The organism is Paenibacillus lemnae, from assembly GCF_012933385.1.
Taxonomy (GTDB): domain Bacteria; phylum Bacillota; class Bacilli; order Paenibacillales; family Paenibacillaceae; genus Paenibacillus_AQ; species Paenibacillus_AQ lemnae.
The window spans coordinates 1-23,190 of sequence record NZ_JABBPN010000032.1; the positions used below are offsets into that span (position 1 = coordinate 1).

The following is a 23,190-nucleotide window of genomic DNA, read 5'->3' on the forward strand; positions in this document are numbered from 1 at the left end:
ACAACCGCCCTAGGAAATGCCTCGGCTGGAAGTCTTCTCACCAATCGTTCATGGACGAGGTGTCGCGCTTAGCTTGACAATCTGTCATATTGATACATTTCCGTTGACCCCATATAACATGCCTTCCAGCTTTCTCAAGCTTGCATGGCCATTCGTATTCTCAATCCACTCGAGCAAGTAATCCCAGTACTGAATATATCGTTCTATATCTTGATGGACACTGTTGGTCGTCTTTCGGAGTTTGTAAGGCTGCATAAGCTTGAACCATGTGTTCAACACTCTGCTGTCAATAATAGGAACATACTGCGGAGCCATAAAGTATAAAACCTTGGACGCACCTACCACGGAGTTGTTAATGTAAGGAACAATCATAGACAGCAGCGGCTCTCTGTCTGATATATCTCCTGACTGCATCTTTACTAGCATAGAGTGAACCTGATTCCAGTCAATGTCTCCCAGCAATCTAGGAATCGTAGGCATCCAGGAGTACGCAAAGGCAATTAATTTAATGAAGTCTTCTTTCGTTTCGACGGATTGATTTATAAAAATCTTCTCGGATTCAGAAAACCAAACATCCTTTCTTGTTGTCTGATTATTTCGTTCGTGTAATGCAACTAACTTTATGTACCCTTCCATATTTAAGTGAATATTCATAGATGGTTTTCTCCATGAATCCAATACTTGCAGACTCCGTCTTTTATCCCTTCTAGAACGCCGTGATTTGCCTCTATAATATTCCGTGAAGCCGCATTATTCTCATCACAAGTCAGCAGCAGGCTTTCGATTTTCAATGCTTTAGCTTTCTTTAGAATCTCTCTCAGCATGATTTTTCCGTAGCCCTTGTTCCTGCATGATGGGCGAATCACATATCCAATATGTCCACCGTGATGGGACAGCTTTTCATTCAAGTAGTGCCGCAGCTTACCGTATCCTACCGGACGGCCATCGATATAGAGCCAATAAATCGTTTGAGGCACCAGCTGGGGCTCTAACTGAATACTTCTTGCCATATCGTAATATCGGGCTATTTTTTTGGAAAAATCTTCATTGCTCGCAGTAAACAAACCGTTTACAAATCCATTCTCTCCAGGACCAATCTCGACCGCCATCTCTTGGATCTCTTGAGTTTCTGGGATTGTAAGTTCTTTTAATAGCACTTCCATTTAGCAAAACTCCCCAAAAAATAATATATCAACTTTGCTCTCTTGCTGCAGCGCTCCTTCAATTAAATGTTCAATGAATCCTTCATTCGCTGCCGCTCTTTTAAGCACATAATAGCGTCTCGATACAGTTACTTGGTACACTTGGGCGCTTTATCTCGTTTATTCACCCAATCGACTGTGCCTCTGCGTATATAAAATACAATAAGTCCATCACCGTCAAAATAGCAGCAATGGAGGTACAGGATTTGTTCAACCGTTCACGTAAGGGAAGGAGCAAAAGCAAAGCTCGCTGCGTTATAGGCAAGGGTAAACGTAAAAGTGGCAGAGTGAACAAGAAAAGGTTATCCGCACATCCGGCCAGGATGCAGGAACGTACCCAGAGCAACACGGCAGCCAAGCAAGCCTCATCCCAGCCTTATTCAGATTATCCGTGGGTTATACAACCGACTCTCCGCCAGATATGTCACCTGCTGCGTTTGATCTTTCAAGAAACATTAATGTGTAGAATCCCCATCCAGTAACAAACCGTCATTTGGTCATTACGTATCAGGAGACGGCTGCCTGGAAAAAGGACAAAGCAACAATCATCCATATACATACAACGTGGAACTATAGGTGCTGAAGACCCATTATGATAATTTCATATGGAAAACACAATTTCCAAAGTGCCCTGACAGTTCTGGCAGACTGCCTCATGTCAGCGGGGCCTACAGAAAGGGACGATTTACATAATGGAAAATAACAAACCGCTTGGCCTTACGCCCGCCATGGGATGGAATTCATGGAACACGTTCACTTGGGACATCAATGAGCAGCTCATTCGGGATGTTGCAGATCTTTTCGTATCGGAAGGCTATAAGGATGCAGGATATGAATATATCGTCATTGACGACTGCTGGAGTTTGAAAGAGCGGGACTCTGCAGGAAATCTGGTCGCCGATCCTGCCAAATTCCCGAGCGGAATGAGAGCGCTCGCAGATTATATCCATGAGAAAGGCCTGAAGTTCGGTATGTATTCCTGCGTGGGCACCCATACCTGTGCCGGCTATCCAGGAAGCTTTGAGCATGAATTCCAGGACGCCCGATTATTTGCCGAGTGGGGAGTAGATTTTCTAAAGTATGATTACTGCTTCAAGCCCCGGCATATATCTGGAGAACTGCTGTATAAGCGGATGAGCCTGGCTCTCAAAAACTGCGGCAGAGATATTTTATTCTCCGCCTGCAACTGGGGAGAAGACAACGTATATCAATGGATCCGCGAATCAGGTGCTCACATGTACCGGTCTACCGTTGACATCCAGGATCATTGGGATTCCATAAAAAAACTGGCCTTATCTCAATTGGACAAAGAATGCTACACCGGTTCCTTCTGCCACAATGATCTGGATATGCTTGTTGTCGGGATGTATGGCGGAAGCAACAATAACTTTATCGCCAGTCAAATCGGCGGCTGCAATGACAATGAGTATAAAACCCATTTTGCCCTATGGAGCATGATGGGATCTCCGCTCATGATCGGCTGTGACATCCGCAAGGCGAATCAGGCGACAAAAGATATTTTGATGAACAAAGACCTCATCGCGATCAATCAGGATCTCGAAGGCCGGGGGGCTTACCGCATTAAGCCTGAGCCGCAATGGTTCCATGCAGAGGACGTCTTCATGCTGGTTAAAGTGCTGTCCGACGGTGATATAGCCGTAGGCTTCTTCAATCTGAGCGACAGGCAGAGAGAGATATCGTTACTGTTCTGGGATATCGGTCTTCCTTATGCATCAGGAACTTCATTATCCTTGTATGACTGCTGGGAGCAGAAAGAAATTGGCGTGTTTAAGGAACGCTTCTCTCCTGTGGTTCCCGCACATGATTGCTTGGTTGTAAGGGCTAAGCTGGTCTAATCCATGAGCAGCAGAACGTGCACAACATGCAGAGTTCCGCTTGTAACGGATGATGTAGCCATCTACTTGAAGCTCGTTTCCAGAACAGCGCAGGACTTCCTGTGTATAGATTGCCTGGGCATCAAGCTGAACTGTGGACGTGAGCCGATCGACAAACTAATCCAATATTACAGAGAGTCCGGCAACTGTGTGCTTTTTCGTTAACGTTCCGCCTGACCCGAGTGCAGCGTCATATATTCCGATGGAGTATATGACGTTGCTTTTTTAAATCGTTTCGAGAAATACAATTGGTCACTGTACCCTACAGAGCAGGCCACCGATTTAATAGATAATCCGGACGATTTCAACAATTCGCAAGCACGCCGGATTCTATAATCGGTCAGATAGGCGGAAATCGACATGCCGGCAGCGGCCTTGAAGAGACGAAACAAGTAGCTTCGCTCAACCTTCACAGCATTCACGATATCCGAAACCGTTAAGGTGGTTCTCCAATAATTATGTTCAATGTACTCTTGTGCCAGCCTGACATAATCCATGGATGGGATCGTGGTCTCACTAGGATAGTACTCCATGTAATATGAAAGCAGCAGACGGAGCTGCGCCTCGGAACGCATTCTCTCAAAAGGCTTTACATCGACATTTTCAATGCTTGGAAACAACGGCTCCAAATTCATGGGTGAAGCTGCGACCACCGGTTTATCTTTTTTAAACTCCGTCTTGGATAGAAGGCTCTGGGCTTCCTCACCTTTAAACTCCACCCATACATATGCCCAAGGATCCTGCGGATCCGGATAATAGTTGACTTCAGCCTCAGGAAATATAACAAAGCTTTCACCCGCCAGCAGCGGAAAAACCCCATTCTTTGTCTCCAGAGTGCCTTTTCCCTTGGATATGTAATGGATAGCGTAAATATCGCGCACACCAGGTCCCCATTTATGCAGATTCGGAGGCTTACGTCCGCTGTAAACACACATCAAATCATGATGGATATAAGAAGGATAATATTGAACTGGCTTCATAGGCTGTATTCATTCCCTCTCACGATGCTATTCTTAACACCTTACATATTTTCGCTTAAATCCGCCTTGCCGTATTAATATGTTCGGGTATCACACCATTTCCTAAGCTGATTGATATGCGCTTGATGATACCGGCTGTGGTCAGCCATATGCCAGATTCCCCAGCGAAGGGATGCCTGCTTTTCATGCTTATGTCCAAAGGTGACCACTTTATCTAAATCAGCATCTGTTAATTTCGTGCATTCATCTCTCAGCATACCAATGACATCATCATAATCAGATAACAATGTGTGTAAGGAGATCCCTTCAACCACGGGAAGCCTGTTATTGTCGTCGATCATAGGAGGTCAACATAGAAGAGATGTTTGATCAACTGGGCTGTACTATTGAACTTGCTGCCAGGCCCCTTATAGTCTGCTTCTTCTTGTGACATACCGTCGGTGATGGATTTAAGCCGTTGGTAATTTTCTCTCACCGCAGCGTACAGCATGCCCACAGCAGGCTCCATATTCCCTTCCCCTTGTAAATCGTAAAGCATTGAGGCACTCTCTCCTTTCTTCATGAATCTTCAGCATTCAAGTGCCTGACGGAGGCAAAACAATCGATGTCATATTTCTCATTGTCAACAATTAGTTTGGTAACCGAGCATTCAGAGACAAGCCTGCTTTGTTCCGCTACAAAATGGATGTGAAATTCATTTAATATACTCTCTGGAAAGGAATTGACCAGAAAATCAGTGATTAACCCGCCGTGAGTAACGAGAACAATATGACTTCCATCCGGGTACTCTTCTGCAAGATCTGTTAATAATGAAGACATTCGCTGGCACGCCTGTCTGGAGGAGTCCCCTACAGGTGGAATATAGTCCGGTTCTCTCGTACATCGATCCCACATCTCTACAAATTCCTGAAAGCTTTGCCCCGGCAGATCTCCCCAGTTAGCCCGCTCTCTTAAACGAGAGTCAACTCTTATGCTTACATGTGCTGCTTCTGCAATGTGTACCGCGGTGTGTTGAGCTCTCCGAAGCGGACTGGAAAGGACTGCTGTGACAGGAATTGGAGCGAAATGTTGTGCCGTTGACTGGGCTTGCTGCACCCCTTCCGGAGTGATGGTTACATCACCCGCTGCTCTTTCCTTAATGCCATGTCTGACAAGATAGAAATGGATACTCATTATTAACCTCCAAATGGTTAAAGCTGCTTAATTAGATATATCAAGAGATCATCATCTACCCTTACTTGCTCACCGGGCTTTACTTCCGCATGGTTATACATCATGCCTTTCCCATCCAGTACGTATCCGCGGGAGGTATACATCACTTGAGCAGCTCCGTAATCTTTATACAGTCCAACACCTATGCCTATTATTTGTGAGCTCTCAGATGCGATTTGTTCAAGCTCATCCAGGATGCTGCTTGCGATTCCTTTTCTTCTGAACTCCGGGAAGACATTTAAGTCATTGATCTCCGGTATATTGTTTTGGTTAAAATGTGGATAGCTCGAATCATAAAGTAAGTGGCAGCAGCCAGCGAGTGTGTCAGCATAGTAACACATTAATGTTACTCGCCTTCCTTGTTGATTTTCTTCGAGACATGTAAGGAAATAATCGCCTGAAGTATACCATGGATATTTTTTCAAAAATTCCTGGTCTAATAGAGAGGCTTCTTCTTGATTTGTGAGCTGCTTTAGTGTTATGGGGTTTGTCATGGTTTTCAATCCTCTATTCTGTTTATTAGGTTATTATTCCTTCAATCTGGATCCCATAGTGACATCATCTCATCTATAACGCCAGTAATCATGCGAGTAGTAGTTGTTAAGCGCTGTTCTATCTTTCTGTTATCCGCAAGCGTTTAATGATCCCGCCATCCTGAGTTATTTTCAACAAATATAGGTCCGGGTTCTTTAAATTCTTCCAATCGGCAAAGCCAAAATCACTCTGATAATTCTTAACCATTAAGGAGAGCAGAGCTCCGTGGGTAACCAATGCGAAGGTCGTCTCCGGCCGCTCCAGGACTTCATTTATGAGTGCTAAAGCTCTCTTAACTGCTTCATTAGAGGATTCACCGCCTTCGAACTTCAAATCAAGATCTTCATAGGTCTGTTCGAGCTTTTCCATCCAATCCTCAAGATGAAGGGTACTTAATACCCTTTCTACTAGACGATCATCCATATGAATCTCTTTATTGGCTCTATCGGAAAAAGGCTTAATCGTATCTACGGCTCTTAGGAAGGGGCTGGAATAAATAACGTCGATATTTTTATCCATGAAGTAGTCTGCAACACGCTCTGCGTCATCTTTTCCTTCCTCGGTTAAAGGTGCATCCGGCTCCTGGCCGGTGGCTTTGCAGTGCCTGACAAAATAAATATGCTTGATAAGGTCACCTTCTCATACTCAGTCATACTTCAACCCTATTTTCTTATAACGCATTTATGATATCCTGCACTTCATTCAGGTTACTGCATGTAAAGGTAGGTTCGATCCCTTCTGGTTTTCTTCTGTTTAGCCGGTTGAGCCAGATCGTTCTAATCCCTACGGCATCTGCTCCACATACATCACTTGAATAGGAATCACCGATATGCAAAACATCATCGGCAGATAAGTTGAACCTTTTGAGCGCCTCCATAAAAATGTCCGGTCTGGGCTTGTAGGCCCTCACATCTTCACTGGTGATGATTCCATTAACTTTGATTCCATGCTGACGCACTGCTTCCTTAACATCGTCTGTATCGATATTCGATAAAATATAGAGTTCATAATTGCTAGAGTTATGTATGAAAGGAATTGTATCCTCGTAGATACGAGGCATACGCCAATGATCAAACTGCTTCTGAATGATTTCTTCTGCGTCGCATTCCCCTTCAAATGTGGTGATCGTCTTTGCGAGCGACAGCATCCCCAGTTCTCGCTGAGATTTAAACGTTTCCCCATAACTGTTGCGGAACATATCTGAGAACTCCTTCCACCAGTGCTTTCCGATTTCACGGATATCACATGCTTCCGGGGAGGAGTCTTGGATCTCTTGACAGATCAAAGGTATGATATCATCGTCTTCATGAACCAAGGTACCGTAAAAATCTAAAAAGATGGCCTTTATTTTCAATTGTTTCAGCTCCATTTCATATGTATGAGATATTCCATCAAGAATCTTCATTTCCTGTTTATACAAGAACTCCTGTTAGAAAATAAAGGCTGCCGACTATTTTATTCGGCAGCCCTCACTTTGGCATCACTCAAAAATCGGATGATACAGCAAATGTTCGTAGGTGAGTGAGCTGAATGCAAACTTGAACGCTAGTGTTATCCCGGATCCTTCAACTTTCACGCTGCGGAGCTCTGGTGTTGTCACATATCTGCGTACTAAAGATGCTGCTCTTTGGGTATTTCCGCTGCGGATAGCTTTAGCCATATTTTGAGCAAATGCAGGATCGGTCTCAAGTGCATTGTACAAAGGCACAATGGCCATTGCCATTTGTTGATGAGCTCTTGTTTCCTGAGATAAACGCTTTATCGTACCCGGCGGAAGCAGCGTATCCACACCGTATATATCGATCGGGCCCTTGAATTCAAAGTATATGTTATAGCCGCTCTTGAACGTCCCAGGCAGGGGATTGGGAACAGAGGGTGACGCTAAGCGGAACAACCTCAGCATTTCTGTGGTATCAATATTCACGACGGCTCTGCTCCATTGGGTCGCATACACCTTGTTGCTGGAGATTTTTCGATAAAAGGGCAGCAGAGCTCTCGCCACATAACGTAAAACAAAGGGTGACACGAAACGATTGGGGTTCGGCTGTTGAGGCATTTCTATTATTCCTCCTTCGGTCTGCATAACCTCCTGACTTTATAAAATATCGTATGCTGTGTTGACCGCTTTGTTCGGGCCGTAAGTTATTTATTTTATAGTGATAGATGAAATAAAACATGTCGACATAAAGGGCTGCTTTTCTTTACTTTGGGATGATGTGAACTTCGTCAGCCATCTTTCTACTAAACACTTCATCTTTTGCTCCGTAGATCATCATCCCAAATTAGTTCTTGCAGCCTGTTGATTTGGCATTATTTTGGCCCCTTGTATTGTTATTACCTCTAAGAATACAATTTCGGTTATAGCTGTGTTGTTCCCACTTATTTAGTTTTAAGTTTAATTATTTCATCTTCCGTGAATTCTTGTATGTAGTCGTCTAGTTTTTCAGAAGAAAACCAGTCGATACCTGCACTAGATTTTCCATATTTTACAGTATGAATTATAGAATTTGAGGACAGGAAAATATTATGATGAACAAACGGTTCGACGATGACCGTATCTCCTTCTTCTAAAATACGAATTTCACACTTTCCAGCTGGATCTATTTCTGCATAAGCGATCCAGCCTTCTTGAACAACATATAATTCAAATAGAGTCTGATGATAATGACTATTCTGCCATGAGCCCTTCTCTGCTCCAACGGTTCGGCAGTATGAGCTCCCTTCCGGACCATCCAGCTTATATTTTATCTGACCATTTTCCAATGACTCGAAATTCACGTTTATTCCCTTTAATTGAGCTTCCTCTATACTCATTTGTTTAGGATTATATATCATGCACTTTTTCTGTCCCAAATCTCATTCACCTACCATTCACATTTATTCCCTTATAGGCTTGTTAATGTGTTTACTAATGTCCATAAACCTGAAATGATAATCAGCCATAATGCTAATCTTCTGAATAACTGATCATCTAATTTCTTAATGGCTTTGATTCCGCACAATACTCCGAGCAGCATACTCGGTATAAACCACGATGTGTATATCATGACTTCTTTAGTAAGCAAGCCGCTATAAATATATGTAGAAATGGTGATCACATTCAAAATGATTGCATATGCCGTAATATTCGCTCTAAATTTCTCTTTGCCCATATTTTGATTAGATAAAAACAAAGCCACAGGAGGACCGCTCATCGATATACTCCCATTTAACAGCCCACTCAAAATCCCAACCGATACAAAAGCAAGCTTCTCATTACGTATTGGAAATGATTTTCCTAATAATAGAATCGTCGAAAATCCAACAATCAATAGACCAGTTAGAATTTTAAGCACAGGTTCATTAAGATAAATCAGCAAATATGTCCCCATCGGAGCAGCCAATAAACTGAATAAAATTAAGATCCAAATCTTCTTAATGTCTATATGACGTCGAACATTAATGATCACGATGATGTTAGTAAACAAACTAAGAATGACCACGATGGGAACGATTTGTTGAAGCGGTATCACTTTAGCAAGAAAGGGCATTGCAATCAAGGCAAATCCAAAACTCGTTAAACCTTGAATAAATCCGGCAGCAAATACAGTCATAATTCCTAAGATGACAAGCAAATTCACATCCATTTAAATCTTCCTTTTGTTTTCAAGTAAAATTATTACACAAAAGTTTTGAGCCACCATGACACCAAGTGAATATCCCGCATAAACCCATATGATGTGGAAGCTCATTAGCTAGTCGTGTACCCCGTTCTATGATTTCTTACAGCCCGATTTCCTGAACGTTCACACTTCGATAATCCCTTGAGTGATGTAAGGATAATCCAATTGTTTTTTCACTTGTTCCTTTTCGTCTTTTCCAGCAAACAACTCAATCAGGTACAATCCCAGATCAATTGATGTGGCTACTCCACCTGCAGTAATGATATTGCCGTCTTTGACGATTCTCGCTTTGATGACTTCTTCGCAATAAGGAGCCAGCAGATCGTAAGCAGAAGGATGACTTGTCGCATTTTTATGTAACAAATACCCGGCTGCTCCTAACAATAAAGAACCTGTACATACAGAAACTTTATATAGCACATCCTCAGCAGTCCGCAGCCATTCAATAAATTCCGGATTATTTTTCAACTTTCGCGTCCCCATTCCACCAGGAACAAAAATCAGATCATAACCCGATAGATCCTGCTTTACTTTGTTCACCTTCACGGTCATGCCCAGCTCATCAGTCACTTCTTCCATCATTCCACATATATCCCAGGTCGTGCCTTTCGTCGGTTCAAAGAGATTCAAACGATAGATCACGTCATAAAAGCCCACAAAATCAAGGAACGTTACGCCATTGAATAAAATTAGAGCAATTTTCATTTAAAATCCTCCTATTGACTTTGGAGTGAACTCCAATTTCAGCCAATTGTTAGATGCGGCGATTGACACAGTAAGGGGGGGTAATGTTGAGAGTGACCAGCGGCTGGCAGGGTTTGCTCGTGAGATTCATAGAGATCTTCATAAGAAGGATCCTGAGATCATGTCTGGTTTTCGGCCTTGCCTTTATTATTATGTCATTCCAAATTGATACAACAAAGATCCAGACTGCAGCAAGAATGATCGCTTCACTTCTGCTTATTCGCCTCATCGTCATTCTTAGTATCACTGCACTTTATGATCTATCCTCAGTCACCAACACGATAGTCGATTCGATAGCCATTCTGATTTATACCGGCTTCATTTTAGCCTTAATAAATTCTGTCTCTAAGATCGTTATCATGAAAAGAGATCTGAATATACTCAATAGCTTTCTCACCATACAGTGTGATTGTAAATTCACCATTCATATAAATATCATCATTAAAATCCGTACTCATAAATCCGTTGAACTTTAATTTTTCAATCCCTGCTTCCCGATCCTCACCTACCTTGATCGAAAAGATTGAGAAAGAGGGATTTGAAAATTCCATGGACCCTGCCCGTCCATACAAGTCATTATCTTTGTCATCAGAAAAACTCACTCGTATCAATTGATCTTTGTACTCTCTCCCATGACCACCAAAGCCATAAAGATACTCTCCTGGTCCCCATCGCCGAATTAATTCATATTCAGTCATGCCAAATTCTATATCTCCAACATATAGATTGCTATTAATCGTTTCTAGGTCTATTCTTTTTTTAAAGCTTGATTGATGTTGAAAATATATCATAAAAACAACCAGTACCAATGAGGCTATCCCTGCTACTAAAGCTGGTTTAATTCGTCTATTCACATTCATAATCTTTCGGCGATTTTTTTAAGTTCTTCATTTCGATGCACTATGAATTTTCTCATGTATGTGCGAAGGATCAATCGCTCTACGATGATTCCGATTAAACCGAATGGCGCTTCAAATTGCAATGTATCGATGACGCAGGTCTTACCGTCTTGCTCATTAAATTCGTGGGTATGCTTCATGCTTTTGAATGCTCCGCTAATCATTTGATCTACGAACCCATACGGTCTCTCAAATGCAATGACTCTGGATGTAAGCCGCTGCCGAATCAGAAAATGAGTAGCCTCAAATGTTACCGTGTCACCCATGTTGATCATTCCAGACTGAATACCATCGACCGCCCGTTCTTTGGTATGTCTCCAGACCGTTTGAGTATGAATATCGATATTTCTAGCGAGATCAAAGCAGACTTCAATGGGTGCGTTTATTACTACCTCTGTCTTTAATGTGATCACATTAACACCACCTTGAGAATCACTTATTTCACATCTTTCTTGTCATGAATATTAATCCAGAAGACCAATTCAATTTACTCATGAAGAAATCATTCCTAGATTCTAAATATGTAATTAATTCTTCAACTTTATCTCCATGTCCTTCAGGCCAATTCGGCTGCGGATTTAAGTCATCGATAATATACATTCCTCCGGGCTTCACCATGCTTAGTACTTCTTCAAGCAAATAAAATTCACCTGGCCATGTATCCGCATAAATGATATCGAATTGATCCTTTATGTGCTCCTGTTCCCAATTCAAGAATGTCAATTTGCTGCCGCGATGCTGCTAACATTCTTAGAAAGTTCCCTAACAGGTCGTCACAAGAAGCATCAAAACCAATTTGATTAGACTTTAAAATGATATCTTCTGTTGTTTTTGGCTTTTTAATATTTTTATAATCATCCATGAAACAACCTCCAGATTATGTTCTCAGCCAACGACGTTTGGCTGTTGTTCTGTTTCTAGTTTTCTTTCATTTTAAATTTCTCAACTATTTTAATTAGTGAATCTATTGCTATCCCTAAAATCGCCCAGAACAATAAATGAAGTAGATAAACAATCGGTTTGAAAATATCTGTTGTATCTGGGTTTGTGTTCATTCTCGTCAACCAGCCTTCTAGATATAAATTTATCGGATTCGTCAGGAAGACAAGAATATTCTTATCATCTTGGCCTGATAAATTCATAAGACATATGAATAATGAGAAAAGAACAAACCAAAATGTAAACTTTTTAAAAATCAAAGGCATCATGGGTTCTCTCCTCTCGACCTTGAAAATACTGATCACTATTCAATGCATAATAGAGCTCATCAATTCTATAAAGTGAGCTTGGTGAAGCTTTTACGATAAGATCAATCAACCGTGATCCCACTTCATAAAAAGTTGGCCGCCCGTAAGGTTCTTCCTTACCCCAATGATTCTGGTTAATACCCAGTTGAGCGTTAAGCCGATTCTCAATATATCTAGCAAAACCTTCTTTCCATTCTTGCCAAACCATGTACTCTACTTGTTCCGAAGTCAAACATTCTTTAAGTTTTCTGCGTGCTGCTCCAATCTGCTTCAGATCTTTCTTCTCAATGCTCTCTAACAAGGTTTTTGTTAATTGTATGTATTGATTGTTCGTATACGGGAACGGATAATCTAATTCCCACGAATAACTCTCCGAATTCAAAGAGCGCTTAGCAAGCTCGATTTGTTTCCTCAGATCCATTTCGCAGGTATGGTACTGATAACAATGCACAAATTCATGAAATACAACGATCAGCTCTTTAACCGTATCAAATACTTCGCCAGTTACCACTACAACCGCTTGATACTGCATACATTCCAATGGAAATGCTGCTCTAACTCCAATTGGAATATTCATCGTATCGGGTTCGATATGAGTCAATCGATAACCTGCTTCTTGATATTCATAAATGTAGAAATGTTCATCTTCAACGATCGCGATTGGGTAATGTTCGGTTAATAATGGATGAATCTCCTCTACTTCATTCTGAAGATTTAACAATGATTCAAACCCATTGTAATATTTCGTTGCAATATCCTTCACTTGACCAGCTCCTTACAAAATCTAATACATGCGGCGGTCAATGGATTGTTTTGGTGCTGTATTCACGAAACACCCCAGCCTTAAATCAATCTGATCGTAGGACCTCCTCTACAATCTTCTTACTGCATGCCTTATATCAGATCTCATGACTAATTCTCGAACGTCGACTTTTAAGCTCTCTGGATAGAGATCAAGGTCTACCAGTTCCTCAAATGTAAACCATCTAAATATCAATCTTCCGTTGTCCTCAGTAATCATTTATTTACCTCTTATGTATGGATTTGTGTAAATATACAGCGTGAATCTATGCTTAATAAATATCTTTGACTTATTAAGATACACTTAAATATTATTCTCGTCATTAAACTCAATACAAAATGGCTGGAGTTCAGGCTTAAGACAATACTCTATTCTTTCTCTGAAGTTTTTCCAATTAACCATATTTAACGCTTCTTCTATTGGGAAAAATCCGGTATCTAAACTCTCATCTGTAACTATAAGTGTTCCACCAACTGGCTTCGCTAAAAATAAAGTATTACAAATGGAATTTCCCGTGTTCTGAAAAATCCCGCAAAATTTAATGATTTCTATGTCTATTCCTGATTCTTCTTTTGTTTCTCTAATCGCTGCCTGTGAAAGGGATTCGCCAATCTCAACTTGTCCCCCAGGCATCTCCCAGCCTCTTCTCGGTCCTTTAATAAGTAATAATTCGTTTTTCTCATTGACGACAATCGCTGCTGCGGAAACGATATGTTTAGGTGGGTTCATCATTCTCTCCTTTAATTTTATAGTTGTTCATGATCAAATATATTTCGCACAAAAGGGGTTATTTCCACTTGCTTTAATTCCTCTAATGGAATCCAGCTGGCTCCCGTCAACTCCCAAATGAGTATGTTTCTTCACAGCTCCATCCCCCGTCTGCCATTGTTAATCGCTCACCGGCTTGCATCCTTCATAGCTTCTACTATGGAAGTTTTACCTGAACTGGTGACACCATTTAAAAATATAACTTTCCCTTTTTCCATAATTGTCATCTTCCTTTGTCTTATTTGAATTGTATCCAGTCGCCTGCCAGCTTAGTTAAACACCAAACTGCTTTAAATGATGGTCCAGATGTTTATATATCCCCTTGCCCCATTCTTCAGGAGAGAGCTTGCCAAAAAAGGGATGTGTTTGCGCTGTACACTTCTCAGGTCCATGATGTTGAAACGCAATTAATTTCTGTATTAAAGTTTCTCTTTCCTTCTGAAACTCTCTTTCATCTGTAATCATAATATCGGGAATCGTGGACATATTCTGTGGCACTGACTTATCGTTATAGAACATCGGTTTCACAAATTTTCCTATCACTACACCCAGCCAACTTCTTGAAGACGTCATGTTACCCGTAGCGATATCTTGAAAAGCTGAGCAATGGGCCAGCATTTGAGCGGCATTCATTTTCCCCCACAGCGGTTGTGAATCAGGACGCAGTTGCTTGATGCGGGTAACAATTTCATCTGTATGTTTTTTTGCGAAAATATTATTCATTAGAACAAACCTCTCTTCGCGCTTTTGGATTCACTTTAATTTCAATCCTTTTAAAAACTTATCTGTCAGCTCATTGGTTAAGCTTATGGCTTCTGATCTACTGCTCGCTGGCGCTGTGATCATCTGCCCCGTGTCCGAATTCCATCCGGTGCCGCTACCATCAGTGAGTTGATTTTGATCTGTCACTTTGGTGAAGTTGTTATTGACCACTAGAGCACCATATTGATAAATATGTAAGCTCTCTACTGCATTGTTTTACTTGTCTTGGTAGATTCCAGGTTGTTCAGTTTTGAATTCAAATGAATCCTGCATATCTGTTAAATCCAGATTGATCCACGGCCTTCCGAACCAGATACTGACGTTGTTACCTGATTTAATTCTCTTTCATATTGCGTCAGTAAGCTCCCTATTGTGGATTAAACAGTAATCACCTGTTTTGTTTCGAATGTCAGTATTTTTGTTCTTGTATCATTTTTGGATATGAATACGTCTTTACCATTTTCATCAAGACAATAAGCAATGGGAATTGAAACTTTAGAATCTCTGTATGTACCATTTGCATGACTAGTCCCAATAACCATAGTATTGTACTGCTTGGCAATCTTTCTTGCCTCCTCAGTCCATTCTTGGAACTGAGCCTCACTGAACATTCCGACTCCGATAGGATGTACGATATAATGTATTTTAGCAGGCTTTATATGGTTCATGCCTTGAATTACAATTTCATCACACAACATGAGTCCGATTTTCTTTTCGTCTATTTCAACAAGAATGGAATCATCATATTTAGCGCGGTCAAGAAGTGCTCTGCCTTCTCGATCAATGATGAGCGCTCGATCTTTGGGTCTCTTATATCCAGAGATAACGATTTTCGAATATTGCTTGGCTAGATTACACGCAAGTTCAAAGTTGTCATTAATGTATCCTTCCGGAAAAATAAACACATCAACTTCAGGGTGATTTTGGAGTTCGTGCTCAAGCTGCTTCAGTTCTTGCTCCAGTAGAGGTTGTGCAATTAAAATATTCATGAATTTTCTCCATTCTGATTAATTAAAATATGATTTCCGAATCAGCTAATTGACCTTCCTTAGTATATTGAACTAAACTCTTTATTTCTTTAACTGCTCGATCCTTAATCGGCTTTATTGTCCACCAATTAGGCGGAAGTGTCTTACCTGTCCCTACCATAATAAAGTCTATCCAACCCGGCATATATGTCCTTAATGTTTGTAGACATCTTCGTAAATGTCCAGCATCGCTTACTGCTATTATTCTTTTGATATTATGTAATCCAAGCTTTCGATCTATTACTAGCAAGGATGCCAGCACATTTTCTTTCGTATTATTCGAGAATGTTTCGATCGATATTGCGTCTTCTGGAACTCCTTTTTCAAGTGCAAATCGTTTCATTGAGATCGCTTCTGCTTCCTCTCGTTCCCCCCACTGATCTCCACCAGAAAATAAAATTTCTGAAGCCCTGCCTTCTTTAAATAATTCAATTGCTTTTGTTACGCGATCCAGATTCCCATTTCCAAAAACCATTATCACATCTCCATACATTTTTGCTTCCTTAGGATCGCCTGGATATAATACATGGACCATTTGTTCCGGAGTTAATTCACCTGGATTTATTTCTGAAATAAGCATGTGTTTTCTCCGTTCTTTATTAATATAATAGCTGGATAGTTGAAGACTAAGCACACTGGTTTAGTCCGCAGAATGTTCTTCTGTGAAGCACTTAAACTAACTTCTCTCTTGTTTCACTCAATCTTGTCTCTGCCTTGTGATTAATAACCGGATCTGACCAACGAAAACCATCATTCTTATAGCGTGGGATTACATGCATATGAAAATGAGTTAAATCGTTAAAGATTCCGCCATTTTGGCATATTGTAATTCCATCGGGTTGAAAAACCAGTTTTATCTTTTTTGAAATCAGTACTGCGGCATCCATAATTGCTTTTAATGTTATATCATCCATTTCTTCAAGATCATGATAATGGCGCTTGGGCAGTATCAATACATGCCCTTCATTAAATGGAGCGATATCAAGAATACAACATATATGTTCGTTCTCATATATAACTTGTACATCCGCATCTATTTGATTTGCAATTCGAAAGTATAATGAGAATGCTGTTGAAAGCCTAAAATTCACAAACTTCATCGTAATTCGAATTATCGAAATTTCTGAAATCAGTTTTCATGTTATTCCCACTCATCCTCCCATATTACCTTGTCATAGCTAAGATCATTGTATCGCTTAATCTGGATTTTGCTTACTGATATGTCATCTTTTCTTATTTTACTCGATACTAGTCTTGGCTATATTATACGACATTCTCTTGGTCGTTAGTTCTTCCTACAAATAATTAATCCGTGCGTACTCATACCGAGAATACTTCGATCTCTACAAGTCTTAAAATGATAATTTTTATAAATCTCAAACTTCTGTTCAGATAGTTTGTCTATCTCATTATCCAGAGTGTGACTTAAGCCATCTGTCCCTAAATGATCTACTATTGAAACATCAAATTGATTCATCAATTCTTCGATTTCGTTGGGTGTTGTATAATGTGAATCTGTCCAGAATGATTCAGGGTCTCTTGCCTTTAAATATCCTTCGTCCATTACCTTGCTAATAGTACCATCATTAATGAAATTAGGTATTTTTTTAACTAGCATTGGAACCACCGAATGTTTATTAATATAGGCTGTTGCTAATATACCACCAGGAGCTAACACTCTTAATGACTCTTCAATTAATTTTAGCCTTGCAATATCATCAATTACATGATAATAAGGCCCAAAACATAAAACTGTATTAAAAGAGCCTGACTCAAATTGGCTTAGATCTGTAGCATCTCCAACTATCGCTTTCAAAGAAATATTCTTATAATTAGATTTTTTCTCGTTTATTTTGTTTATGTTGCTTGGTGTTACGTCCAGTGCTGTAACAACGTGCCCTTTGTCTGCATAATGGAATGAATATGCTCCAGTTCCCGCACCTAATTCAAGTATTTTCGATGAATGTTGAATAACTTCTTCTAACGCTCTTATGCTGGTTAGAAATTCAATCCTTCTAGAATTTCGTTGAAAACGTTGTTCTTCATCAACAACATCGTAAAACCGAATGATCTCTTCCATGGATATTCTCCCCAGTCAATTAATCGATTCTGTCTACTCATTTATTTGCTCTATGAAAATGCCATCGTCATAGACTCTAGCCTTCGTGGTATATACCTAATGGTATCCACAACAACCAATCGCTTTAGAAAGCTCTGCTCTCAAGGATTGTGTGTGCTGCTCAAAATCGTGAAAGTTCAATTCGTCTCTGGCCATCTGGGGTAACCATTATTGCAATCTCCACACATTAAGATCATTTTTATAATCGTGGCCGGGGTCGTGCGTTATATGAACAATATGTTTGTACACCTGAGTAGAATTTATAATTGAAGCACCATTAGATCTTCATCATAATATTGTCCCATAAACTTTAAAGCATTAGGTTCTATTCCATATGTCTTAAATCCAACTGATTTGTATAATTCCTTTGCGGGTTCGTTGTCACATACAACACTCAAATTCAACTGCTCGAGTCCTTCAATATCCTTTGCGATACGGATTAGCTCAAGCAAAAGTGCTTTTCCTATGCCTGTTCTTCTCATTTCTTTTGATATGTACACACCATAAACGTTGGCTTTATGTGTAGTTTTTATGCCGCTTTCTCGTGCCAAAGCTACAATTCCCACCAGTAAACCGGATTCATGAAATGCTCCTATTACAAACTTGTCTACGGCAGGTCTAATTCGATCTATTACGGTTTCCAAAGAAAACTTTGATTCTCTTTCATACGTTGAACCAAAAGCTTCCGGATTTGTCTTTAATCCATTTAATCTGAGCTCTTGGTACTGTTTAGCATCTGATTCCTTCAAGATTTTTATATTCAAAGATTTCACCTCCCGAACGGAAAATCAGCCCTTACTTCATTTATAAATCTTGTTATGATCGGTAAATCAGGAGGGCAAATTTGACTTGGAATCTTATCCAACTCGAAAAATTGAATATCCTGTACTTCATCTCCATCACCCCTAATTGTTCCTTGATAATCTTTACACAAATAAGCTGCAACTACGTTATATACTTCATCCCCATGTGGATACTGATAATATAGTTCTGGTCCTGAGAATATATCCAGTAGTGCTAATTCTTGAGCTTCCAAACCTACCTCTTCAAAAAGTTCCCGTTTTGCAACTTCTTTCATTTCTTCTCCGGGCTCCATCGAACCTCCTGGTAATCCCCATAAACCATTATCTGTTCTCTTTTGTAATAATAATCGACCTTTATCATCTATAAGAATCACACAAGCTCCTGACAAAATAATGGGATAAGTGCCTATTAATTTTCTTAATTGTTTAATGTAATGACTCATTTCTATTACATCCTTTACTATCATTTACTCATTATCCAATCAACGAGTTTATTGACTAACTGCTTTGAATCCCCGTTTATTGTGTATTCCTTTTTATGACTTATAATGATCCCCAATTCACGAATATCCACAAGATAATTATTGCTTTCTCCATCCTTTTCCTTATAAAAGACAGTCATTAAAATTGCATCACCACTTCCACCTTGAAATGTATTGAATTTTCTAGTGTATGTATTCTCATCCATGATTTGAATGAACTCATTAAAATGTATCCCCTGATCCTTGGTAAGCAAGTAATCAGTAAATTTGCCATTAGACATATAAGTAACATGAACACTTTCAATATTATCCGTATGGCGTAATACATGATGAATCTTTAATGGGTAAGTGAAATAGAGAATTAATCCGAGAACAGTCAACAATATAAGGATACTGATTGATAACCGCGGTGACTTTAAAATACTCCTTAGTCTGTCCAAATTTCCCACCATCCTTCTTCTCGCTGAATCCCTAAAACGTTCAGGGCATCTTTGTTAGCTGATGTTCATTTTTTGTATAAGTTTTCAAAGCAATTCCATCGTTACTGACGATAAACAACGCGAAAATTCATTGTTAGATGATTTTTAACTGAGATATCTCTAAAATCCTCTCCAGTACCTTAGCAACCCCATCGCTATCATTTGTGTCGGTGATTTCATCTGATATCTCTTTCAGTTGGGGAACAGCATTCCCCATTGCAACAGACCAACCACATATCCTGAATAAACCCGAATCATTATGATCATCACCAAATACAATTACCTTCTCAAGAGGTATTCCTAGACTATTACATAATAGCGTTACCGCTTTTTCTTTGGATGCCTTATCTGAGGATATCTGAACAAGTTCTCCATTATCCGTAATCACAATATTCAATTTATTTGAATATCTCTCTTTCACTGGTTCAATATCGATCTTTCCGAAAAACAGTATCTTAGTTGCTTCTTGACTCATTAGCTCATCCAATGTTTTAACTACCGGCAACTCTGTAACTTTAGTAATCGATGAATACTCGTATTCCTTCAGGCTCATCCACATATCGTTAACCTCAAGACTTATATCAAGATCTGGATTGCTGCTTATGCAATAATCTAATAACTCAGCAGTAAGCGTAGGGTTAATGGGCTCATGATGATTTATACCTGTTAGCGGGCATGTGATAAGAGCTCCATTATAATAAATGAATGAGCCAATACTTCTTAAGTCTTCTGGTAAAAAAAGATTCACAGACCTCGGAGGTCGTGCCGTGGCAAAGATTATTTTCATTCCTTGCTGATGACATTTCACAACAGCATTGTGATTCCTTTCTGATATTTTCTTCTCAGAATCAAGAACAGTTCCATCTAGATCCAATACAATTACTGAATACTTCATTGATTCCTCCTTTTTTAGCAATCAGACTCCAGCTACCTAGTGTAGTTAACGATTGGACCAACCCACAATTCTTTCACGCCAGTTGACCATTGCCATTCAGGTATAAATACATATCCAAAATCTTGAGTAATCCAATTGAAATTTTTGCCCTGCATTTCTTTCCATGCCCTTCTTACATCTTGGCCTCCCATTTCAGCTTTTAAAACAACTGCTTTAAACTCATCTCTATCTATAACAGTGACATTCATTATACTCCTCCTCGATTTGTGGTGCCGAAGGCAGGCCGCGATGCAGTTAGGTATTCTGCCGGACCCATGAGCGGCAAAACTGTCCCACCGCGTGAGTACTTTGTTTAACGCAGTTCCTTGTGTTATTTTCATAGTTTTAATCAATCTTCTTTAATCAGTCCATATATACTAATAATAACGCCAAGTAAAATAGTTATAAAACTTAGACTTGGAAATCTAAGTTGGAAGTCTGCAATTGTTGTAAATATGTATCCAAGTAGAATTAGCTCTCCACCAAATAACATGATTTTTTTACTAGATATTCTTCCAATTATTGATTTCAATATTAAAACTAGAATTCCTACTATTATTGATATTATTATCATAAAGCTTAAGACAAGAAATCCTGTTTGATTTAACTGAAACAACTCGGTATACCATGGTTTATCATTAATCATATAACATTTGTCCTCCTACTTTTTATTAAGTTCATAATGGTTTTCTCTTAGAGTTGTCTGCCCTGATTATCCTCTTGGGTTGACCAAGGGGCGTCAGCACCGGAGCGTCAATATGGTGTTAGTCGAGGGGAGTTCTGGAAGCAGCCATTGCGTTTAAGGCGTTCTCGAAATAGCTATATACTTTTTCTGCAATTCCCAGAAACTCTTCAACAAGTACATTATTATCCAAGTAACAAGCATACAGATAATCAATTAAAGCGGAGTCAATCTCGCAGTAGGTTAATATGGCATTCTTCATCTCAATAATGTCATCTTCCCATACACATGTATCTATTAAAACCAAAGAGTATAATGCACGAATTAATCTCTTAGAGTATCCTTTAATATATCTAGTTTTCATCGTGTGATCACTAGCAGTAGAAAGTGAACGACGTACACGATCTACTTCTTCCTTGGTCTCTGTATTTAAGTCTAGAATGAACGTTGGAGAAATAATGATCGGTGGTACTTTTTCACCAATGTCATGACCATACATGCAAACACAAATGATCTTCACCCAAAAACCCCATTCATTTGGTTTACTTAATACATCGTCAATCGAGCAAATGATCGTATCAATCTTAGTGATGAATGGATATTCTTTCAAAAGCCTGTCTTTAATATTTGACAATCTTTCGTAATCAATATCTTTAGGATTTACACAAACAATAGTAAAGTCTGCATCTGACTTAAAAGGTGTAGCAGTTCCTTTTGGAATCGAGCCACACATATAAATGCTATGAATCTTACCTTTAAATTCGGCAAGTATATGATCTATATACTTATCAACAAAATCCTTATATTCACTTTGTATTTCAATTCTATTTATCACTTTTTCTAATATCATATAGACCCCTCCTAAATAAGAACTTCTTTCGGCTAAGATAGCTATACTCACTCGGTCTCAGATTGTAAATAAATCATAATTCCGTCAGCTCTTATGATGACTTTATCACTAACAGATGCTATTCCTTCTCCAATAACGAAACCTCTTTTGTTCTTTAATACCTTGCAGTACAAATCTACCGATCACCAGGATTTCATTAATGGTAATGTTCTTATATCCCTTAACAAACTTATTCTGCTTCGTCGCTATACCTTGTGGCTTAAAGTCTGAATCATAGAAAAAACGTCCTTGCATTCACGAACCTCCAGAAGAGGCTGTCCGCTGCTCTCGCTTCATTAAAAAATTTCGGTTCTTCTATGAGATTCTTATAAAAGTTGTCCCATTATCATTCCTGTTTGCATATAAATCCTTCTCTGTAATGACAACTTGATTTATTACATTACCTTCCTTTATAAAGTTTATAGTTACACTCATATCATCAAGATAAAATTGATTACTACTTTTAGGTTTGAGCTTTCTATTCCCGAATATAATCAATTGTTCTTCTATCAATTCTACTTTTAAATTAAAGTTCAAATCGTGATTATGATATAGGCCTGTATAGCTTTCAAGTATAATTTTATCCACATATGGGTCAGGGATAAAATTCAAATCAAATTCATTGAGCAATTGCATTTCATATAATGAATAATTCCGTTTAGAATTTTCTATAACTATGGTTTCAATCGTCACTTCTTTGACAATCTTATTTGCAAGTTCAGCGTAATCTAAAAAAAAGGTTATATGTGATTCGATTCCCTGCTCAATCCGATTCAAAAAATACATTTCATGTTTATATTCGTTGTGTTTTCTTACTAAAAATTCTTCCTTACCCCTAGCATCTATCATCTTTTGAATTGCGGCTGTGGCATCATCTTGATAAAAATATATCAACTTGCAACCTACATCTTTGAGGAGCTTGCTTACATTCACAATTAAGTTTTGAATTACGTTTCTATCCACGTCTTTATGTAGTAAATTGAGCATTTTGCATAATTTTAATTTCGACGTAAAGACAGCAGGATTCACTCGGATCAAAGCGGATCCGGTGGCTTCATTTTAAAAAT

Annotated in this window: 34 protein-coding genes and 1 pseudogene; 2 read left to right on the forward strand and 33 right to left on the reverse strand. The window is 39.3% G+C overall.

The genetic code is table 11. From position 1 onward, the window contains the following. Positions 1-84: 84 nt before the first annotated feature. On the reverse strand, positions 85-426 hold the full coding sequence (locus HII30_RS20665; protein ID WP_211184719.1) for a hypothetical protein: 342 nt from the start codon (positions 424-426) through the stop codon (positions 85-87). A gap of 224 nt (positions 427-650) precedes the next feature. Continuing rightward, positions 651-1,163: a GNAT family N-acetyltransferase gene (locus HII30_RS20670; protein WP_169506940.1), complete on the reverse strand. Its 513-nt coding sequence runs from the start codon at positions 1,161-1,163 to the stop codon at positions 651-653. Positions 1,164-1,894: 731 nt separating this feature from the next. Here HII30_RS20670 and HII30_RS20675 point away from each other — a divergent pair. Continuing rightward, positions 1,895-3,058 carry a glycoside hydrolase family 27 protein gene (locus tag HII30_RS20675; RefSeq protein WP_169506941.1) on the forward strand — a complete coding sequence of 388 codons (1,164 nt, stop codon included), beginning with the start codon at positions 1,895-1,897 and terminating at the stop codon, positions 3,056-3,058. A 3-nt stretch (positions 3,059-3,061) separates the two neighbouring features. Then, positions 3,062-3,262 carry a hypothetical protein gene (locus HII30_RS20680; RefSeq protein WP_169506942.1) on the forward strand — a complete coding sequence of 67 codons (201 nt, stop codon included), beginning with the start codon at positions 3,062-3,064 and terminating at the stop codon, positions 3,260-3,262. Here HII30_RS20680 and HII30_RS20685 read toward each other — a convergent pair. The 31 genes and pseudogenes from HII30_RS20685 to HII30_RS20830 form a co-directional block, all read right to left on the reverse strand. Continuing rightward, positions 3,259-4,077 (reverse strand): AraC family transcriptional regulator, encoded by an 819-nt coding sequence (locus HII30_RS20685; protein ID WP_169506943.1) that lies wholly within the window; start codon positions 4,075-4,077, stop codon positions 3,259-3,261. The two genes, HII30_RS20680 and HII30_RS20685, sit on opposite strands and share 4 nt — an antisense overlap. A 74-nt stretch (positions 4,078-4,151) precedes the next feature. Further along, a pseudogene (locus HII30_RS20690) lies at positions 4,152-4,615 on the reverse strand (DinB family protein). 20 nt (positions 4,616-4,635) lie between these two features. After that, on the reverse strand, positions 4,636-5,250 hold the full coding sequence (locus HII30_RS20695; RefSeq protein ID WP_169506944.1) for a histidine phosphatase family protein: 615 nt from the start codon (positions 5,248-5,250) through the stop codon (positions 4,636-4,638). A gap of 17 nt (positions 5,251-5,267) precedes the next feature. Next, complete coding sequence (locus tag HII30_RS20700) at positions 5,268-5,783, reverse strand: GNAT family N-acetyltransferase (protein ID WP_169506945.1); 516 nt, start codon at positions 5,781-5,783, stop codon at positions 5,268-5,270. Between the two features lie 118 nt (positions 5,784-5,901). After that, the gene (locus HII30_RS20705) at positions 5,902-6,450 is read right to left on the reverse strand and encodes a histidine phosphatase family protein (RefSeq protein ID WP_169506968.1); all 549 of its coding nucleotides are present in this window, start codon (positions 6,448-6,450) and stop codon (positions 5,902-5,904) included. Positions 6,451-6,493: 43 nt separating this feature from the next. Continuing rightward, positions 6,494-7,192: an HAD family hydrolase gene (locus HII30_RS20710; protein ID WP_246246796.1), complete on the reverse strand. Its 699-nt coding sequence runs from the start codon at positions 7,190-7,192 to the stop codon at positions 6,494-6,496. 111 nt (positions 7,193-7,303) lie between these two features. Continuing rightward, positions 7,304-7,879 carry a hypothetical protein gene (locus HII30_RS20715; protein WP_169506946.1) on the reverse strand — a complete coding sequence of 192 codons (576 nt, stop codon included), beginning with the start codon at positions 7,877-7,879 and terminating at the stop codon, positions 7,304-7,306. 323 nt (positions 7,880-8,202) lie between these two features. Continuing rightward, positions 8,203-8,637 carry a cupin domain-containing protein gene (locus HII30_RS20720; protein WP_169506947.1) on the reverse strand — a complete coding sequence of 145 codons (435 nt, stop codon included), beginning with the start codon at positions 8,635-8,637 and terminating at the stop codon, positions 8,203-8,205. Between the two features lie 71 nt (positions 8,638-8,708). Continuing rightward, on the reverse strand, positions 8,709-9,449 hold the full coding sequence (locus tag HII30_RS20725; RefSeq protein ID WP_169506948.1) for a sulfite exporter TauE/SafE family protein: 741 nt from the start codon (positions 9,447-9,449) through the stop codon (positions 8,709-8,711). Between the two features lie 159 nt (positions 9,450-9,608). Continuing rightward, positions 9,609-10,190: a DJ-1/PfpI family protein gene (locus HII30_RS20730; RefSeq protein ID WP_169506949.1), complete on the reverse strand. Its 582-nt coding sequence runs from the start codon at positions 10,188-10,190 to the stop codon at positions 9,609-9,611. A gap of 368 nt (positions 10,191-10,558) precedes the next feature. Then, the gene (locus tag HII30_RS20735; protein WP_169506950.1) at positions 10,559-11,089 is read right to left on the reverse strand and encodes a hypothetical protein; all 531 of its coding nucleotides are present in this window, start codon (positions 11,087-11,089) and stop codon (positions 10,559-10,561) included. Next, a complete protein-coding gene (locus tag HII30_RS20740) occupies positions 11,086-11,541 on the reverse strand; it encodes an SRPBCC family protein (protein WP_169506951.1) in 456 nt (151 codons plus the stop codon). The genes HII30_RS20735 and HII30_RS20740 overlap by 4 nt, the downstream gene beginning before the upstream one ends. Positions 11,542-11,569: 28 nt before the next feature. Next, entirely contained in the window at positions 11,570-11,767 is a 198-nt protein-coding gene (locus HII30_RS21750) for an O-methyltransferase (RefSeq protein WP_246246803.1), read from the reverse strand. A 7-nt stretch (positions 11,768-11,774) separates the two neighbouring features. Beyond that, the gene (locus HII30_RS21755; RefSeq protein ID WP_246246804.1) at positions 11,775-11,990 is read right to left on the reverse strand and encodes a hypothetical protein; all 216 of its coding nucleotides are present in this window, start codon (positions 11,988-11,990) and stop codon (positions 11,775-11,777) included. A gap of 55 nt (positions 11,991-12,045) precedes the next feature. Continuing rightward, a complete protein-coding gene (locus HII30_RS20750; protein ID WP_169506952.1) occupies positions 12,046-12,336 on the reverse strand; it encodes a hypothetical protein in 291 nt (96 codons plus the stop codon). Continuing rightward, complete coding sequence (locus HII30_RS20755) at positions 12,317-13,138, reverse strand: hypothetical protein (RefSeq protein ID WP_169506953.1); 822 nt, start codon at positions 13,136-13,138, stop codon at positions 12,317-12,319. The genes HII30_RS20750 and HII30_RS20755 overlap by 20 nt, the downstream gene beginning before the upstream one ends. Positions 13,139-13,480: 342 nt before the next feature. Next, on the reverse strand, positions 13,481-13,906 hold the full coding sequence (locus HII30_RS20760) for an NUDIX hydrolase (protein WP_169506954.1): 426 nt from the start codon (positions 13,904-13,906) through the stop codon (positions 13,481-13,483). 167 nt (positions 13,907-14,073) lie between these two features. After that, positions 14,074-14,172 carry a phosphotransferase-like protein gene (locus HII30_RS20765; RefSeq protein WP_343045140.1) on the reverse strand — a complete coding sequence of 33 codons (99 nt, stop codon included), beginning with the start codon at positions 14,170-14,172 and terminating at the stop codon, positions 14,074-14,076. A gap of 46 nt (positions 14,173-14,218) precedes the next feature. Beyond that, positions 14,219-14,668, reverse strand: a complete 450-nt coding sequence (locus HII30_RS20770; protein WP_169506955.1) for a DUF1569 domain-containing protein — start codon at positions 14,666-14,668, stop codon at positions 14,219-14,221. A 416-nt stretch (positions 14,669-15,084) separates the two neighbouring features. After that, positions 15,085-15,696, reverse strand: a complete 612-nt coding sequence (locus tag HII30_RS20775; protein ID WP_169506956.1) for a hypothetical protein — start codon at positions 15,694-15,696, stop codon at positions 15,085-15,087. A gap of 22 nt (positions 15,697-15,718) precedes the next feature. Next, a complete protein-coding gene (locus HII30_RS20780) occupies positions 15,719-16,315 on the reverse strand; it encodes a YdcF family protein (protein WP_169506957.1) in 597 nt (198 codons plus the stop codon). 91 nt (positions 16,316-16,406) lie between these two features. Next, positions 16,407-16,835 (reverse strand): HIT family protein, encoded by a 429-nt coding sequence (locus HII30_RS20785; protein WP_169506958.1) that lies wholly within the window; start codon positions 16,833-16,835, stop codon positions 16,407-16,409. A gap of 185 nt (positions 16,836-17,020) precedes the next feature. Beyond that, positions 17,021-17,815, reverse strand: coding sequence for a class I SAM-dependent methyltransferase (locus tag HII30_RS20790; RefSeq protein WP_169506959.1), 795 nt, complete (start codon positions 17,813-17,815; stop codon positions 17,021-17,023). A 299-nt stretch (positions 17,816-18,114) separates the two neighbouring features. Further along, on the reverse strand, positions 18,115-18,627 hold the full coding sequence (locus HII30_RS20795; protein WP_343045141.1) for a GNAT family N-acetyltransferase: 513 nt from the start codon (positions 18,625-18,627) through the stop codon (positions 18,115-18,117). After that, positions 18,624-19,100: an NUDIX hydrolase gene (locus tag HII30_RS20800; protein WP_169506961.1), complete on the reverse strand. Its 477-nt coding sequence runs from the start codon at positions 19,098-19,100 to the stop codon at positions 18,624-18,626. The genes HII30_RS20795 and HII30_RS20800 overlap by 4 nt, the downstream gene beginning before the upstream one ends. A 20-nt stretch (positions 19,101-19,120) precedes the next feature. Further along, positions 19,121-19,345, reverse strand: a complete 225-nt coding sequence (locus HII30_RS20805) for a hypothetical protein (protein ID WP_211184720.1) — start codon at positions 19,343-19,345, stop codon at positions 19,121-19,123. 367 nt (positions 19,346-19,712) lie between these two features. Then, positions 19,713-20,513 carry a Cof-type HAD-IIB family hydrolase gene (locus HII30_RS20810; RefSeq protein WP_169506963.1) on the reverse strand — a complete coding sequence of 267 codons (801 nt, stop codon included), beginning with the start codon at positions 20,511-20,513 and terminating at the stop codon, positions 19,713-19,715. Positions 20,514-20,545: 32 nt separating this feature from the next. After that, positions 20,546-20,761: a hypothetical protein gene (locus HII30_RS20815; RefSeq protein WP_169506964.1), complete on the reverse strand. Its 216-nt coding sequence runs from the start codon at positions 20,759-20,761 to the stop codon at positions 20,546-20,548. A gap of 140 nt (positions 20,762-20,901) precedes the next feature. Then, positions 20,902-21,198 (reverse strand): hypothetical protein, encoded by a 297-nt coding sequence (locus HII30_RS20820; RefSeq protein ID WP_169506965.1) that lies wholly within the window; start codon positions 21,196-21,198, stop codon positions 20,902-20,904. Between the two features lie 118 nt (positions 21,199-21,316). Beyond that, the gene (locus HII30_RS20825; RefSeq protein ID WP_169506966.1) at positions 21,317-22,084 is read right to left on the reverse strand and encodes a nucleotidyltransferase domain-containing protein; all 768 of its coding nucleotides are present in this window, start codon (positions 22,082-22,084) and stop codon (positions 21,317-21,319) included. Positions 22,085-22,438: 354 nt separating this feature from the next. Continuing rightward, a complete protein-coding gene (locus HII30_RS20830) occupies positions 22,439-23,086 on the reverse strand; it encodes a hypothetical protein (protein WP_169506967.1) in 648 nt (215 codons plus the stop codon). Positions 23,087-23,190 lie beyond the last annotated feature (104 nt).